Below are 15,982 nucleotides of genomic sequence, written 5' to 3' on the forward strand. Positions count from 1 at the left end.
TTCGTATGCAAGCGAATGCGAACGCCGCCAAACGCACTCAATCGTTGACATTCGTCGGCAAACGAAAGGACAATAAGGAAGAGAGAACTCGCGATTTAGGGGGATACCGCAGCATGAAGCTGGACGCAATCGACGGACTGATTATCGACCTGGACGGCACGATCTACCTCGGCTCGCAGGCGATTGAAGGCGCCAAGGAAACGATGGCGCATATTCGCGCCGCCGGCAAAAAAGTCGTATTCCTGAGCAACCGCGGCAACTACTCCCGAAGAATGTGCCGGGAGAAGCTGGCGGCGATGGGCATTCCGGCAGCGGCGGAGGAGATCATTCTGACCTCTACCGTCACCGCCTCTTATTTGCTGGACAACGAACCGGACAGCAAAGCCTGGCTGTTCGGAGACGAAGGGCTGCACGAAGAGCTGAAGAGCCATGGAGTCCAGCTGGCTTTCAAGCCCGAGGAGGCGGATTGGCTCGTTATTACGCTGCACGAATCGCTGACCTACGCGGAGCTGAACTCCGCTTTCCGGGCGGCGCGCAACGGCGCCAGGCTGATTGTCACCAACGAGGACAAGACGTTCCCCGGAGACGGAGGCGAGTGCATCGACGTAGGCGCCACGATCGCCGCGATCGTCCATACAACGGGAGCGGAAGTGTCCGTCGTCGTCGGCAAGCCTTCGGCGTATATGGCCAATGCGGCGCTTCGCTCCCTGGGGCTGCCGCCGGAACGCTGTCTCGTCATCGGGGACAGCCTTCATTCCGACATCGCCTTGGGCAAGCGGGCCGGCATTCGCACCGCGCTCGTGCTCAGCGGGTCGACGACGCGCGAACGCGCGGAAGCAGCGGAGGAACGACCGGACTACATCTGGGAATCGATCTCGGACATTCGGCCGATGCTTGAATCGGCAAGGGGGGAATAGCTATGGCCTTTAACGGTCCCGTAATGATTGAATCCGGCGCGCTGGGCAAAGTCGCTCCTTATCTGAAGGAGCAGGGCTATCGGCAGGTCGCCGTCGCGGCCGACGAGACAACGTATAAAGTGGCGGGGGAGCGGCTGGAGCAGGAGCTCAAGCGCGCAGGAATCGGAGCTCGGACCACGCGGATTGAACCGGATCGCCAAGGCGACGTGATCGCCGACGAGGCTTCCATCGTTCAGCTGATTTTGGCGCTGCGCCAGGAGGCCGCGGAAGCCGTCGTCGCCGTCGGCTCGGGGACGCTGCACGATATTTCGCGTTTTGCGGCTTACGCCGTCGGCATCCCTTTCGTATCCGTGCCGACCGCTCCTTCCGTCGACGGCTTCAACTCCGTCGGAGCGCCGCTCATTCTGCGCGGCGAGAAGAAAACGATCGGCGCGATCGGCCCTTCCGCCCTATTCGCCGATCTGGACATCCTGACGCAGGCCCCCGACGCGATGATCGCCGCGGGCTTCGGCGATATGCTGGGCAAATATACGTCGTTGTTCGATTGGACGTTCGGCCATCTGGCGGGCGGGGAGCCGTTCTCGCGCGAGGTGTACGACCGGACGGAGCGCGCGCTGCTGTCGTGCGTCGCGCATAGCGAGGAGATCGGCCGCCGCACGCCGCCAGGCGTCGAGACGCTGATGCGGGCGCTCGTCGAATCCGGCTTCGCCATGCTGCAATTCGGCCAGTCCCACTCGGCCTCCGGCGCCGAGCATCATCTCTCCCATTACTGGGAGATGGAGCTGCTGCGCCTCGGACGCAAGCAGGTGCTGCACGGCGCGAAGGTAGGCATCGCCTGCGCGATAATCTCCGACCTGTACCGCAGGCTTGCCGGGGAGCGGCCGGAATTGTTCCCCGAGGCGCATCGGGCGGCACTGACGGAGGCGATCTCCCGCATGCCAAGCGGCGAGGACATTCGCCGCTTGCTTAAGCAGGCGGGCGGGCCGACCGCTCCGGAGGAGCTCGGCATTGGCCGGGAGCTGCTGGAGCGCAGCCTGCGCGAGGCCCACCTTATTCGCCCCAACCGCCATACCTTGCTTAGAGCGTACAACGAATCGGACTAACGACGCAGAAGGCCGCTCCGCATGCCCCGATTGGCTGCGGAACGGCCTTTATTTTCCCCGGCTATCAGCCTGCCTGCAGACGACGGATTCTCTCCTCGAGATCCGGGTGGGTCGAGAACAACGCGCTTCTCTTCTTGCCGCTGATCTGCAGCGTGGAGAACGCGGTTTGCTGGCTGTCCTGCATGCGGTCCTGGTAGGTTTTGAGCCCGCGCAGCGCGTGGATCATTTTGTCGCGGCCCGCCAGATGGGCGCCGCCCGCATCCGCATGGAACTCGCGGTGTCTGGAATAGGCCAGAACGACGAGGCTGCCCAGAATGGAGAAGGCGATCTGGAACACGAGGACAGCGATAAAATGCACGATTCCGGCCAATTCTTCCTTCACGAGGCGGGATACGGCCCAGGCGGCGATGCGCGACAGGAAGACGACAAACGTGTTGACAACCCCTTGGAGCAGCGTCATCGTCACCATGTCTCCGTTGGCGACGTGCGCGACCTCGTGGGCGATGATCGCCTCCACCGCGTCCTCGTCCAGCTCGTTCAGCAGGCCGGTCGATACGGCGACGAGCGAGCGTTTCTTCGAAGGGCCGGTGGCGAACGCGTTCACTTCGTCCGCTTCGTAGATGCCGACCTCCGGCATATGCGCCAGGCCCGCGGCACGGGACAGCCGGTGGACCATATCGACGACCTGTCGCTCCCCGTAGCTCAGGTTGTCCTCGGGCTTGAGCACGCGGACTCTCATCATCATTTTGGCCATCCAGCGGGACATCGCCAGCGAGATGAACGCTCCGGTGAAGCCGACGATGGCGCTGAACACGAGCAGCGAGCCGAAGTCGATGCCGCCCGACTCGTTCAAGTACGAGCCGACGCCGAATACAGACAGGATGATGCCAATCGTCACCATGACAAGCAAGTTGGTTAAAATAAACAGCAGAATGCGCTTCATAGGCTCCTCCTCGATCCCCATTCCACTCCTGCGGAATAAGAGGTTGTTAATCATTATGTACGGATGAACGCCCCAATGCGTTTCACCGTTGTCCCCTAATTCTCCTAGGGCGTGTATGCATACACCCTATGACACCTCAATCCAGCAAATCCGGATGAACAGGCAGGCTCCACACAAGCTCGTTCATGCTGAACGAAGCGCAGGCGACTATCTGGGAACGGATCGTCTCATCCTCCGCGTATACTTCGGCCAATTCATACCGCTCCCCCTCCAGCACATGCTGCTCCAATGTAAAATTAGTGAGGTCGATGATCCAGTATTCCGGCACGCCGTATTTGGCATATGCAATTCGTTTCTGCACCTTGTCCCGTCTGCGCGAATGCTTGGAGGAAATTTCGACGACCAAATCCGGAGCGCCGTTGATGCCTCTTTTCTCAATAATATCCATTCTGCTGCGATGGATCATGATGAGATCCGGCTGCCGGACTTCCGTATCTGACAAAATGACGTCGATTGGCGCAGAGTAGATGATGTATTCGTTGCGGCAGCTGGCGTTGAGCTTGTACTGCAGTTCGTAAACAAACGACTGATGCGTAGGCGTCGGGGCCGGACTCATCAGCTCCAGCACCCCGTCGGAAATCTCGTAACGGTTGCCGTCGTCGACCATCTCGGCGTACATCTCGTAAGTAACAGGCGACTCCTTGATTAACTCTTCGTACGTTTTCTTTTTCATGTCCATGCCGCCTCCCTCCTCTTCAAAAAGAAGTCCCCCACAGACAATCGCCGCAAGCTATTTCAACCTATCCGGAAGCACAGGCAGACCCTGCGCAAGCTCGTTCATGCTGAACGAAGCGCAGGCGACTGCTTGGGAACGAATTGTCTCATCCTCCGCGTATACTTCGGCCAATTCATATCGCTCCCCCTCCAGCACATACTGCTCCAACGTAAAACTGGAGAGGTCGATGATCCAATATTCCGGCACGCCGTATTTGGCATACGCAATCCGCTTCTGCACCTTGTCCCGTCTGCGCGAATGCTTGGAGGAAATTTCGACGACCAAATCCGGAGCGCCGTTGATGCCTCTTTCCTCAATAATGTCCATTCTGCTGCGATGGATCAGGATGAGATCCGGCTGCCGGACCTCCGTAGCGGACAAGATAACGTCGACCGGCGCGGAGTAGATGATGTATTCGTTGCGGCAGCTTGTGTTAAGCGAAAATAGCAATTCGTGACTGACCGACTGATGAGTTGTCGTCGGAGCCGGGCTCATCAGTTCCAGCACCCCGTCGGAAATCTCGTAACGGTTGCCGTCGTCCACCATCTCGGCGTACATCTCGTAAGTAACGGGCGACTCTTTAATCAGCTCTTCATACGTTTTCTTTTTCATATTCATTCCGACTCCTTTCGCTTCAACAAAAATAGCACCCCGGCAAAGAAACACGTCTGTGTTTATCTTTGTGAGGTGCTTCCTCGACCTATTTCTTTCATTATGGCGCATGTCGCGGCAAGTTGTCAATTTTTTGCAGGCACGAACCCTTCGTCCGCCAGGTACTCCTCGGCTTCCTCGCGCGTCTCGAACGCCATCTCCAGATTCAGTCCGGAGAACAGGTACCACGTGTCGTCTTCAAACTGCAGCGACAGTTCGTTGCCCTCCCCGTCCCGCCATCTCTCCTCGTTCGCCTCGGTCGCCGCATTCGCCGCCGCTTCCGCAGCCGGCGTCCCGGACGCGGCGGCTCCGCCAAGCAGCCGAATCGAGCGGGCGACAAGTTCCTTTAGCCCCTGCTCGTCGTAATCGCGAACGTTCACGAAGCCTTTCCCGTCCGTCTCCGCTCCGTCCAGCCCGGCCGCATACACGTAACCGTTGCCGTTCGGGTGAAAATGATAACCTACGTTTTTCTTGTCGGTCGTGCTGCCGTCATAATGAAAGTTCACTCTTCCAAGCGATACGTCTCTGCGCTCCAGCTCGGGGAACGACTGCATAATCGCCAGCTTCTCTTCGAAACTCAACATAAATTGTTACTCCCTTTCTTCATCGTATCAGGCCTGCCGTTCGGGGGACACCGCCGGCTTCGCCTCGTCCTCCCGAGTAAAACGCCGCTCGATCTTCTTGCTGATCCACAGGGATAACCCCACGAACAGCACGACGTAGATCAACTCAAACGGCCGTTCGATAAACCGCGTAAAATCGTGGCCGATAATCGACACCGACATCACCATGATCGCCTTGCCGAACAGAATCGCGATCAGGAACGACCGCAGCCTCATCTGCGCGATCGCGGCGGCGATATTGATCACGACGAACGGCCCGACCGGGAACAGGCTGAGCAGGAACACGTAGCTGAACGCGTTGCGGCGAATCCAGCCCAGACTCTGCTGCACCTTCGGCTTGCGGGCGAAGCGCACGAAGTAAGGATGCCCCGCGGCCCGGCGAACGATCAGGAACGTCGCGAGACATCCGCATACGATCCCGATCCAGGAATAGAGGAAGCCCGCCCACAAACCGTAAACGGCCGCGTTCACCCCGACGATCAGAATCGTGGGCAAAGGCGGCACGAACGACTTAAGGAACGTCAAAGCGATCCCCGGCAGCGGGCCGAAGGCGCGATAACGTTCCAGCAAATCCATTAGATTTTCTTCATTGATCTGGGACAATAGCTCCGAGACGACGCTCATGGTAGTAGCCTCTGTTGCCGCTGTGCGGGAATTGGACCTATTATACCATTTACGCCGGAAGGATGCTTCCCCGGAATAGGAGGCCTATCCCTTGATCGAGCCGAGCAGCGCGCCTTTGGCAAAATGCCTCTGCAGGAACGGATACACCAGCAGAATCGGCAGCGTAGCCACGACGATGACGGCCATCTTCACCGTCTGGTCCGGCGGCGGCACGGCCCCGTCCAGACTGGAGCTGTACTCGATGCCGCTGGCCAGCACGACGATCTGCCGCAGCAGCACCTGGATGGGCCACTTGTCGCTGCTGTCCAGATACAGAATGGCGTTCAGATAAGTGTTCCAGTACGTCACGGCATAGAACAGGGATATCGTCGCCAGCACCGGCATCGACAAGGGCAGCACGATTCGGAAGAAGATGCCGAAGTCGCTGCAGCCGTCAATCTTGGCCGATTCCTCCAACCCGTCGGGAATGTTCTGGAAGAAGTTTCTCAGAATGATCAGGTTAAAGGCGTTGACCGCAATCGGAAGCACAAGCGCCGAGTAAGTATCGATCAAGCCCAGCTCCTTGACGACCAGGAAGGTCGGAATCAGCCCCCCGTTGAACAGCATCGTGAACACGACGGCGAACATGATCGGCTTCCTTCCGTCCAGGTCCCGGCGGGACAGCCCGTAAGCCATCATCGAGGAGACGAGCATGCTGAACAGCGTGCCCAGCAGCGTGACGCCCGCCGAGACGGCCAGCGCCCGAAAAATCGTGTTCGTGGAAAAAATAAATCGATAAGCCTCCGCGCTCCACACCTTCGGAATCAAGACAAACTTGCTGGCAGCCAGCTCCGCGTTCGTCGTGAACGAGCCCGCGATAACATGCACGAAAGGCAGAAACGACACCAGCGCGATCGCTGCCAGCAGCGTGTAATTCAACGCCGAGAACAGCCGTCCGCTGCTCGTCCGGTCGTCAATCATGGTCATTCCCCCGATGCATTAATAGACGCCGTCCTCTCCCATTTTTCGCGCCAGCCGATTGGCCAGCACGACGAGAAGAAGTCCGATGAACGATTTGAACAATCCGATGGCCGCGCTGTAGCTGAACTGCTGCTGGCGCAAGCCGGCCGTATAGACGTAAGTATCGATGATCTCCGCCACTCGGCGATTCATCGAATTGAGCAGCAGGTAGACGTGCTCGAAGCCCAGCTCCAGAACGTCCCCGATTTTCAGAATCAGCAGCACGATAATGACGCCGCGAATCGCGGGCAGCGTGATGTGCCAGATCTGCCTGAACCGCGCCGCTCCGTCCATTCTCGCCGCTTCATACTGCTCGGTGTCGATCGACGCGATCGCCGCCATATAGATGATGGTGCCCCAGCCCGCCTCCCGCCAGATGACCTGGAGAATGTACATCGGCCGGAACCATTCCGGACTAAGCAGAAAGTTCACTTTCTGAAAGCCGAAATAAGCGATCAATTCGTTTACGATGCCGCCATCCATCGTCAGCATCACGTAGCTGATCGAAGCGATAATGACCCATGACATAAAATGCGGAATATAGATCAGCGTCTGCACCGTTCGCTTGAACGACGACACGCGAACCTCGTTGAGCAGCAGAGCGAGAACAATCGGAATCGGGAAAAAGAACAACAGGTTCATGCCGAACAAAATCAGCGTATTCCCCAAAATTTGCAGAAAATCCGGCTCCGTGAACAAGCGTTCGAAATGCTTGAGCCCGACCCATGGACTTCCCGCGATCCCCTTGTACGGCTTGAAGTCCTGAAAAGAAATGACCAGTCCGTACATCGGAGCGTACTTGAATATCAAAAAGTAAAGCAGGCCCGGCAAAATCATGACATACAACCACTTATTCCGCCTTAGCCTCCGCCAAAGCTCTCCGTCCCTGCGCGTTTTCAAAGATAATCCCGGCGCCGCCGCTTCCCCGGCCGTCTCCGCATGCCGCATTAGCCTTCTTCCTTTCCCCGGAGTTCGAGAGCGGCCGTCCCCGGAATCCCGGCATCCCGATAGCGCCGGGAAGATTCGGGAGACAGCCGCCCGCGGCTTATTGGGCTCTGGCCGCGTTGAACTCCTCGATGATTTTGCCGCCTCCGCGCTTGACCCAATCGTCGACCAGCGCCTGGAAGCCCGCTTCGTCGATGCTTCCGTACATATACTTGTACGTCGCGTCCTTGATCAGCTCCTGGAGCTGAAGACCTTCGGACGCATACGTGGCGGAGTCGAGCGCCGCGGTCGGATCGTGAATGGCGATTTTCTCGTTCTCGACAATGAACTCCTCCGCGTGAATCCGAGCATCGAGCGTGTGATAAGCCTCGAGCTGACCGTTCGTTTCCGGTTCTCCGATCAGGCTGTCCTTGAAGCCTTTGACCTCGCGCTCGATTCGCTCCTTGTCGTCCAGCTCCTTCGCTTTGCCGTCCACTTTCTCATAGTGGACTCCTTCTATTCCCCAGAACATCGTTGTCGCTGCCTCGGGCGTCATCAGCTTGTCGAAGAACGCCAGCACCTTCTTTAACTCCGCCTCGTCCTTGATGGCCGATTTCGGGAACAGCACGACGTTGTTGTAGCCGGGAATCGACCACGTCGTCGCCTGGCCGCTCGGGCCTTGGATCAACGCATGCGTATCCACGACCGCCTCGGGAACGTTTTTGACCAAATCCTTCTGCAGGGAATTGACGTCCTGCATGCTGCCGATATAAATGCCGGCTTTGCCGCTCGTGAACAGATTCGTCTGGTCGGTCTTGCTTGTCGCCGCGAAATCCTGGTTCATGTACCCTCCGTCACGCAGCTTCTTCATGAAGTCCATCGCATCTACGTATTCCTGGAACATGAATTCGGGCAGAAGCTGTCCGTCCTTCTCCCCCCAGTTGTTCGGCGCGGCGAACCAGGATGCCACCGTTTTGAACGCTCCATAGATCAGGTCGTTCCGGTCCGCCAGTCCTATCGTGTCGGGATTGCCGTTCCCGTCCGGGTCGTCCTCCGTGAACCTTCTCGCCATCTCGAACAGCTCGTCTGTCGTCTCGGGCGCCTTCAGGCCCAGCTTATCCGCCCAGTCCTTGCGGTAGATCATGCCTTGGCGGGCTAGCGGCCGTCCCACATACAGAGAATACAGCTTGCCGTCCACCTTCGTATTGTCGAGAATCGCCGGCTTCAGCTTGTTCAAATTCGCGAATTCGTTCAAGTAAGGTCCGATTTCCCAGAATTGGCCTTCCCGGATCGCATCCTTCATAACGAGAAAAGTGGACTGGTTTTTCAGGTACGTCACCTGAGGCAGCGAGCCTGTCGCGAACGAAGCGTTCAGCTTCTCTTCATACGTGTCCGCGGGGAAAAACTGATAGGTCAACTCCGTGCCGGTCAGCCGTTCGATCTCTTTCTCGACCGTATCCGGCGGCGTCTCCGCGATATTCAAGGGGAGCATAATCGTAATCTTCGCAGGCTCCTCCTGCTCCGGCGCCGCCGAAGCCGTCTCCGCCGGGGCGGTTCCCGCCGAAGCGCCGTTATCCGGCGCCGCCGTCTCCTTTGCCCCGTCTCCCGAACAAGCCGCCAGCGCGGGGACGCACGCCAGCGCCAGACCGAGCAGGATTGCCGTTCTGCTTTTGCTCATCGCTTCATGACCTCCGATTGGAAAATGTCGTTGCAGCCCTAATGTAAGCTTCGGGGTCGATTACGTATATAATCATCTTCTCGGATCGGACGGTTTTCCGTCGCATGCGATGCCAGGATTATTCCGCCTTCCGCGGACACCGGAAATCGCTCCGATACAGAAAAGACGCGGGCGATTTACCCCGCGTCTCCGCCGCCGAAATAATCCAGCGTGTACTCCTTTATGATGTCCCGCCCTCCGGCATTTTTCCAGCGCTCCGTTTCCCGTTTGAAGCCTTCCTCGTCCAGATGCCCCAAAATATAGTTGTACGTCGCGTCCGAGACGATCTTGTACAGCTCGCCGCCCTTCTCGTCGTAGGTGTCGGATTTCAGCCCGACGGTCGGGTCCCGCACGATGAATTTCTCATTGTCCTCGCTGAGCCTCTCCGCCAGCGCGGTCAGCTCGTCCTGCTCGCCTATCTTCATGATGTTGGGGTTGCTCAGATCCGCGATCATCAGCGTGTAGATGACGCTGACCTCGTTGTTCCTCATCTCCTGGCTTTCCTTGGGCAGACGGACCTTGTTCTCTTCCACCTCGTAATGGCGGCCTTCGAGGCCGTACTTCATCAGGTTCGCGACGTCCCCCTCCATCGAGCGGTCGAAAAACCGCAGCGCTTTAAGAAGCTCCTCCTCCGACTTGATCGCCTTCTTGGAGAACAGATACAGCCCATTGAAATTCGGGATCGACCAGATTTGAAAGCCGCGGGGCCCTTCGATCCGGTTGACGATCGAGAACCGCGCCCCGGGATTGACTCGCACGGCCGCATCCGCCAGACGCTGCGCATCCAGCATGCTTCCGATATACATGCCGGCCTGGCCGCGAATGAACAGGTTCCGCTGGACCTCCTTGCTTGTAACGGCGAAGTCCTGGTTAATCAGCTTCTCCTCGTACAGACTGCGCATAAAATTCATCGTCGCCATATACTCCGAAGTTTCGAATTCCGGCACCAGTCCCTTTCCCCGTACCGCCCAGTTGTTAGGCGTCCCGAAGTAGGAGCCGATCGTCTTGAACACGCCGAAGATCAGATCGTTGCGATCGGCGACCCCGATCGTGTCGTCAAGGCCGTTGCCGTCGGGATCGTCGTACGCGAACGCCCGCATCGTCTCGTACAGCTCGTCGATCGTCGCCGGCGCCTTCCGGCCTAATGCATCCAGCCAATCCTGACGCAAAATAACGCCCTGCCGCGAGGACAGCCTCTCCGTATACAAGCCGTAGATTTTGCCGTCGAGCGACGACTGCTCCAGAATATCCGGATTCAGCCGCCGAAGATTCGGAAACCGGTTCAAATACGGGCCGATCTCCCAGAAGGCTCCCGACCGCACGGCGTTTTTGACGAAGGTATAGTCCGTATATTTGACGAACGTCGCTTTCTTCAGCGAATTCGTCATCAGCGACGTATTCACCTTGTCCGAATAGATTCCGTCGGGAACCCACTCTATGTCAAGCCTCGTCCCCGTGAGCCGCTCGATCTCCCCGATAATGGCCGAGTCGGGCGCATGCGGGAAATGAAGAGGCGCCATGATGCTGATCGCGGAATCGTCTCCGGATGCCTTCCATGCGTCGGACGGCCGTCCGCATGATCCGAGCAGCATGGCCGCCGCCAAAAGCGGAACGATCCGTCCCATCCCTTTCCGGCAACGGTTATCCTGAATCCTTCCCATAACGATCCCCTCCGCGACAGACGCATCTGGCCTGATGATTATGAAAGCTTCAGATGATTATTGTCCTGAAAATGCCCGATTAGGTACAATGAAGCTATCTTCGAACGAGGTGTTGATTGACTATGACGCGTTCCTTCAGCTTCCTGACCAAATTGACCGTATTCGGTCTTCTGCTCAGCACCGTGCCGGTTCTTATGATCGGACTTTTCTCTTACGCAACCTCATCCAACGAAGTCCAAAAATATGTAAACGAAGGTAAAATACAGCTATTAAAACAAATCAATGCCAATGTAGAACAAATTTTGACGACTGTCAACCATACGCTGAACCAGACGATCAACTCGACCGTGCTGAAAAAGGCGATGACCGACCCGCTAACTGTAAACGATTTCATGACTTATGACAACATCCGCAACGAATTGCGCCATATGCAGTCCTTCGATACGCTCGTCGAAGACGTCGTTCTGGTCAACGTTCGCGAGAACTGGATGGTCAAAAATTCCGGGCTTTATCCGTTTGATCGCTATGAGCAGCATGAAGCGCTGCTGGGCTTGATGAGCGGAGGCGTAAGGGCGGATTGGACGCTTTATCCGAGCCGCTGGTTTTACAGCGAAGAAAGCGCCGCGAGCATCGGCTGCCCGTACGTGCTCAGCCTGGTCAAGAAGCTTCCCGTGAACGGGCTCGAAACCGACGGCTTCGCCATGGCGAACATTCCCGCCTGCAGTCTGCAAGCGCTCCTGAACGACGAAGCGGAGCAAGCGGACGCCACTCTTGTGCTGGACGAAAACAATCGCATTCTCTCGCATCCCGATCCGGCGATGATCGGAAGACCCGTCTCGGCTGCCGGTTTCGTCCGCTCCGGCGAAATGAAAGGGACCTCGGGCCAAATCCGCACGGAAATCAACGGCGCGGAATACTCCGTCGCCTATTATCGTTCTCCCTACAACGACTGGACCTACGTAGCTTTGATCTCGCTGTCCAGCCTTACGAAAGAATCGGATAAAATCGGCTTCTACACGCTAAGCATCTGTCTGTTCCTGCTCGTCGCGGCGATTGCGTTCGTCTGGCTCGGTTCCAGACGAATCTATTCGCCGGTTCAAACGCTGCTTAAGCAGCTGGGCGAAGGGTTAACCGGGGCGGACAAGCGCAGGAAGGACGAATTCGGGCTGATCGGAGAACACGTCAGCCATCTGTTCCAGTCCAAGTCGCGCCTGGAGAAGGAAGCCCGCCAGCATCTCGGGCAGGTGCGGGCCTATTATCTGATCAAAGCGATTCAGGGGAATCTCAAGCCCGGCGAGCTGACGGAGCTATTCCATCGCTTCGGCTTCGGGGAGCAGTTGTCCGGCTGGAGAAGGCTCGTCGTACTGACGATGCAGATCGACGCGTTGGAGGAAACCCGCTACGGCAAGGAGGACCTGGAGCTGCTGCTGTTCGCGATCCAGAATATCGTCGAGGAAATGATTCCGTTCTCCCGGAGATTGACGCCGGTTACGGTCGACGGGACGGTCATCGTCGTGCTGGGCAGCTCCGACCCCGAGGCGGACGGCTTCAATGCTGCTCTTCTGGAAACCGCCGAGCAGCTGCAGCAGAACGTCGGCCGCTATCTTGAGCTGCAGACCAGCATCGGCCTAAGTCTTCCGCTGGATTCCTTCGCCCGGCTGGAGGCCGGCTATCGCGAAGGGCTGGACGCGCTGAAGCACCGGCTGAAGCTGGGGAAGGGCATCATTATCCAATACGGCAATTTGAATGCCGGCCATCCGTTCCTCAATCTCAACTATCCCGCACTGATCGAAAACGAGCTCATCGACGCGATCAAGCTGGCGGAGGAGGACAAAGCGCGCGATCTGCTCGGTCAGTTTCTCCGGCCCGTATTCCAGGCCGAGCTGTCCCCGCAGGAATGCCAGCTTCCGCTGATCCGGCTGCTTAACAATCTGCTCATCGTCGCCCAGGAGTCGGGAATTCAGCTTCCCCGGGCCGGGGGCTCCTTGTTCGAGCAGCTGCTGGCGTTGAACACGGTTCCCGAAATCGAGGAGTGGTTCCGGTCTTCCGTCGTCGCCCCGATGATCGCCGCCTTCGGGGACCGCCAGGAGGCCCAGTACCAGAACATCTCCGAGCAGATCATCGATCTTGTACAGCATTATTACGACACCGACTTGACGCTGGAGGAGTGCGCGACGAGACTGCACTACAACGCCAATTACTTAAGCAGCGTGTTCCGCAAGGAAACTCAGGTGTCCTTCAGCGATTACCTCTCCGCCTATCGCTTCGGCATGGCCAAGAAATGGTTGACGGAGACCGACCTGCCGATCAAAGACATCGCGGCCAGGCTCAGATACAACAATCCGCAAAACTTCATCCGTTCCTTCCGCAAACAGGAGGGCATGACACCGGGGCAATACCGGGAACGGAGGCTACGGGCCTGATCGTCCCCCGCATTGATTTACGCGGGCACGTCCATACGCTGCGCGCTTCCGCGATGCAAAAGGCCGCCTCCGTCCGCCTTTTGCATCGCGGATAGAGACGGCCTGTTGTCGTTATTGCGGATAGAGAAGGCCTATCGTTATTGCGGATTTCGGTCCGGCAACTGCTTCACGTAGCTGTCGGACAAGTTAAGCAGCTCGAGCGCGCGCTCGTATTCGCCGCGGGAAGCGCCGCTGCCCTCGGGGAGCTCCGCTCCGCCGAACGGGTAGTCCGTGCCGTCCTCGTAATCGTTGCCCGGAATGAACACCCCGGTATCCATCACGATCGAGCCGGTCGGCAGGAAATGCCTCATCGGCAGCACATTGGAGCCCGAGTTAAGCAAATCCTGCCCGAAATGGAGCTGGTCGTCGAGAGGAACGCCGACCAGATTGGCTACGGTCGGCAGAATATCTACCTGTCCTCCCGTTTGTTCGATCACCGAAGGATAGGTGACGCCGGGAACGTGCATCAGGAACGGAATGTTGAACATATCGGCATATCCGTATTCATGGCCGAGCAATTCGAGCATCAGTGCGCGCTCGTCGGCGCTCATCGAATATACCGGCAGCCCTTGGTGATCGCCGTACAGAAGAACGATGCTGTCGTCCCACAGCCCGCTGCTCTTGAGATCGTCGATGAAGGCGCCCAGCGCGTAATCGGCGTAATTTTGCGCTGCGATATAACGCCCGATCATCGATCCCTGCATCTCTTCGGGAAGGGTCATGCGCAGCTTCTCTTCCGGAAGATTGTACGGATGATGCGCGCTCATGCTGATCACCTGCGCGTAGAACGGCGCATCGCTCTCGTCCATTTTCTTCAGCTCGTCGATCGTCTTGGCGTACAGCACCTCGTCGGATGAACCGAATGCGATATGATCCGTATCTCCGAAGAAGCTCTTGTCGTAGTAGCGGTCGAAGCCGAGCGCCGGGTACAATTCGGTCCGGTTCCAGAACTTGACGTCGTTCGTGTGGAACGTAGCCGTATCATAGCCTTGGGCTTGAAGCAGCTTGGGCAGGCTCGGCAGATCCTTCTTCACGTTGTTCTTGGTCGCCGGCTCGTGCTTGGGCACGTACAGTGAAGTATTTACCGTGTATTCGGCATCGGAAGTCGTCCCTTGTCCGACCATCGTATAGAACTTGTCGTAGCGGAAATCCTCCCCGGCCAGCCGGGTCAGGTTCGGCATAACCTCCTGGCCGTCGACCCGAAGACCGATCAGAAAGTTTTGCAGCGACTCCATCTGAATAATAATGAGATTTTTCCCTTTGGCCGCTCCGTAGTAATTCTTTTCCCCGGAGGGGACGACGCCCTTCAGCCGGTCGATTTTCTCCTGGGTGATCTCGCTCATATCCACTATCGCGGCGTCGGTCTTGTCGTCGGCGAATATCGTGTAGAACTCGTAATTCAGAATGCCCATTTCCTCGGCCTGCTTATTCTCGTTCATGCTGGCGCGGTTGGGCCAAATGCTGAAAAAGCACAATACGACGGACACGGCGAACAGCACGGACAGCGCCGTGCGGCTGATCGGGCGCAGGTGCAGTTGAATGCCCTTGGCACGATTTTTCAGCCACAACGGAATGAATACCAGAACGAGAATGTCGACGAAAATAAGCAAATAATACGGATCCATCAACGAATAGGTGCTGTCTCCCACCTGGGCGACTTTGTCGGCCTGGTTGAGCGCGTGATAGGTTACGATAACGCCGTAATATTTGTAATACATCAGCACCGTAAAATAAAGCAGCGTAAACAGCAGGTTGGCGATCGTGTAATAAAGCAGCTTGCGCTTGGGCGCGAACCATTCGATCAGGCAGAAAACGACCCAGAAAAACGGAATCTCCGTCAGCATCGTCGCCATCGAAGGACCGTTCTCGAATACGACAAACCAGGCCAGACAGCATTTAAGCATCAAAATCAGCGTAAAAACAATAAATCTTCTGTTGCTCAGCTTAATCAACAGATTCATGTCCGCATCATCCCCCTTACCGAATTGCGGTGAACCTTTTTCTATTATTCTATCGCATTACTACGCCGCCGGTTTCTTAAAGTTTCTTAAGATTCATATACCCGCAATCGCGCGGCTTGAAAAACCCGATCAAAAAAACCCGCCAATGTGCATGCAGGTTCGTCCTGGAGTCGAATCGGTCGGCAACGTATTTGTTCATTATACGGCACGCTCAACCTCCTGTTAAGCTTGGCCGTTCCAGCTGTAAGACCGTATATTGTGAAAATGGCATGAAAAAAGCGAAGAGCCCCCGCAGAGATCTTCGCTCCTCTGTTTTTCACCGTCTGCGCGTCAATTGCTCCTGCGCCAGCCGAATCATCTCGCGCACCATCGCTCCGCCGATTCTGCCTCCGACCGATCCGGCTTCCTCGGTCGTCAGCTTGCCGTTGTCGCCGGGCTTCAGCGGAACGCCGATATCCTTGGCGACCTCGTATTTGACCTCGTCCGGACGCTGCGGATCGACCGGGTAGCCTTCCTTGCGCATGACGTCCGCCTTGAGCGCGCTGACGCCTTCTTCCGCTCCCGGCACGGCCAGTCTCCGTCTCCTTCTTGCCATCGGTTCAATCGCCTCCGTCCTGGAACG

The 15,982-nt window shown here is 57.4% G+C and carries 14 protein-coding genes; 3 read left to right on the plus strand and 11 right to left on the minus strand.

Annotated features, from left to right (window positions below; all coding sequences use genetic code 11):
* Positions 1 to 113: 113 nt before the first annotated feature.
* Together ACFFT4_RS07095 and ACFFT4_RS07100 are read left to right on the plus strand one after the other, a co-directional pair.
* Positions 114 to 917, plus strand: a complete 804-nt coding sequence (locus ACFFT4_RS07095; protein WP_378046252.1) for an HAD-IIA family hydrolase — start codon at positions 114 to 116, stop codon at positions 915 to 917.
* Between the two features lie 2 nt (positions 918 to 919).
* The gene (locus ACFFT4_RS07100) at positions 920 to 2,020 is read left to right on the plus strand and encodes a sn-glycerol-1-phosphate dehydrogenase (RefSeq protein WP_378046253.1); all 1,101 of its coding nucleotides are present in this window, start codon (positions 920 to 922) and stop codon (positions 2,018 to 2,020) included.
* A 64-nt stretch (positions 2,021 to 2,084) separates the two neighbouring features.
* Here ACFFT4_RS07100 and htpX read toward each other — a convergent pair whose 3' ends face one another.
* The 9 genes from htpX to ACFFT4_RS07145 all read right to left on the minus strand — a co-directional run bounded on the left by htpX (position 2,085) and on the right by ACFFT4_RS07145 (position 10,937).
* A complete protein-coding gene (gene htpX, locus ACFFT4_RS07105; RefSeq protein WP_378046255.1) occupies positions 2,085 to 2,963 on the minus strand; it encodes a protease HtpX in 879 nt (292 codons plus the stop codon).
* A gap of 136 nt (positions 2,964 to 3,099) precedes the next feature.
* Entirely contained in the window at positions 3,100 to 3,696 is a 597-nt protein-coding gene (locus tag ACFFT4_RS07110; RefSeq protein ID WP_378046256.1) for a Uma2 family endonuclease, read from the minus strand.
* 57 nt (positions 3,697 to 3,753) lie between these two features.
* Positions 3,754 to 4,350, minus strand: coding sequence for a Uma2 family endonuclease (locus tag ACFFT4_RS07115; protein WP_378046257.1), 597 nt, complete (start codon positions 4,348 to 4,350; stop codon positions 3,754 to 3,756).
* A 125-nt stretch (positions 4,351 to 4,475) separates the two neighbouring features.
* Positions 4,476 to 4,973 carry a hypothetical protein gene (locus ACFFT4_RS07120; protein ID WP_378046259.1) on the minus strand — a complete coding sequence of 166 codons (498 nt, stop codon included), beginning with the start codon at positions 4,971 to 4,973 and terminating at the stop codon, positions 4,476 to 4,478.
* 27 nt (positions 4,974 to 5,000) lie between these two features.
* Positions 5,001 to 5,636: a TVP38/TMEM64 family protein gene (locus ACFFT4_RS07125; protein ID WP_378046260.1), complete on the minus strand. Its 636-nt coding sequence runs from the start codon at positions 5,634 to 5,636 to the stop codon at positions 5,001 to 5,003.
* 84 nt (positions 5,637 to 5,720) lie between these two features.
* Positions 5,721 to 6,596, minus strand: a complete 876-nt coding sequence (locus tag ACFFT4_RS07130; RefSeq protein ID WP_378046262.1) for a carbohydrate ABC transporter permease — start codon at positions 6,594 to 6,596, stop codon at positions 5,721 to 5,723.
* Between the two features lie 18 nt (positions 6,597 to 6,614).
* Positions 6,615 to 7,583, minus strand: a complete 969-nt coding sequence (locus ACFFT4_RS07135) for an ABC transporter permease (protein ID WP_378046264.1) — start codon at positions 7,581 to 7,583, stop codon at positions 6,615 to 6,617.
* A 97-nt stretch (positions 7,584 to 7,680) separates the two neighbouring features.
* Complete coding sequence (locus ACFFT4_RS07140; protein ID WP_378046266.1) at positions 7,681 to 9,237, minus strand: extracellular solute-binding protein; 1,557 nt, start codon at positions 9,235 to 9,237, stop codon at positions 7,681 to 7,683.
* A gap of 176 nt (positions 9,238 to 9,413) precedes the next feature.
* Complete coding sequence (locus tag ACFFT4_RS07145; RefSeq protein WP_378046267.1) at positions 9,414 to 10,937, minus strand: extracellular solute-binding protein; 1,524 nt, start codon at positions 10,935 to 10,937, stop codon at positions 9,414 to 9,416.
* A gap of 122 nt (positions 10,938 to 11,059) precedes the next feature.
* On the opposite strand from ACFFT4_RS07145, the gene ACFFT4_RS07150 reads away from it, so the two are divergent.
* Positions 11,060 to 13,360, plus strand: a complete 2,301-nt coding sequence (locus tag ACFFT4_RS07150; protein ID WP_378046443.1) for a helix-turn-helix domain-containing protein — start codon at positions 11,060 to 11,062, stop codon at positions 13,358 to 13,360.
* A 137-nt stretch (positions 13,361 to 13,497) separates the two neighbouring features.
* Here the strand turns inward: ACFFT4_RS07150 and ACFFT4_RS07155 are convergent, their stop codons facing one another.
* Together ACFFT4_RS07155 and ACFFT4_RS07160 are read right to left on the minus strand one after the other, a co-directional pair.
* Complete coding sequence (locus ACFFT4_RS07155) at positions 13,498 to 15,360, minus strand: LTA synthase family protein (protein WP_378046269.1); 1,863 nt, start codon at positions 15,358 to 15,360, stop codon at positions 13,498 to 13,500.
* 316 nt (positions 15,361 to 15,676) lie between these two features.
* The gene (locus ACFFT4_RS07160) at positions 15,677 to 15,955 is read right to left on the minus strand and encodes an alpha/beta-type small acid-soluble spore protein (RefSeq protein WP_378046270.1); all 279 of its coding nucleotides are present in this window, start codon (positions 15,953 to 15,955) and stop codon (positions 15,677 to 15,679) included.
* Between the last annotated feature and the right edge of the window lie 27 nt (positions 15,956 to 15,982).

The sequence above is a fragment of the Cohnella cellulosilytica genome (assembly GCF_042431195.1).
Taxonomy (GTDB): Bacteria; Bacillota; Bacilli; order Paenibacillales; family Paenibacillaceae; genus Cohnella; species Cohnella cellulosilytica.